The sequence below is a fragment of the Psychrobacillus sp. MER TA 171 genome, from assembly GCF_023713305.1.
Lineage (GTDB): Bacteria > Bacillota > Bacilli > Bacillales_A > Planococcaceae > Psychrobacillus.
The window spans coordinates 1-396 of the sequence record NZ_JAMAWN010000090.1 but is presented as its reverse complement, the minus strand read 5'-3'; the positions used below and the strand labels follow the sequence as shown (position 1 = coordinate 396).

The following is a 396-nucleotide window of genomic DNA, read 5'->3' as shown; positions in this document are numbered from 1 at the left end:
TTCATCGACTCCTAGTGCCAAGGCATCCACCGTGCGCCCTTATTAACTTAACCTAAAAGTTAAAAGTAATACACTTGCAATCACGTAAGTGATCACAATTTGAATATCTTGCGTTTGTTTCTTTTTTTGATGTCATTTTATCCAGTTTTCAAAGAACAAAGCTTGTTCCTTTGCGACGAGTAATCGCAGGAGCAAGTTAAAAAGCTTTAAATGCTCATATAGAATGAACATTCAAAACTGAACTGCAAAACGTTAAGATACAGATAAAAATCTGTATTCCGAATATATCCTTAGAAAGGAGGTGATCCAGCCGCACCTTCCGATACGGCTACCTTGTTACGACTTCACCCCAATCATCTGTCCCACCTTCGGCGGCTGGCTCCCAAAAGGGTTACC

1 rRNA gene is annotated in these 396 nt (G+C 40.4%); it reads right to left on the bottom strand.

From position 1 onward, the window contains the following. Positions 1-294 precede the first annotated feature (294 nt). Positions 295-396 (bottom strand): 16S ribosomal RNA (locus M3627_RS20590); the annotation flags it as partial.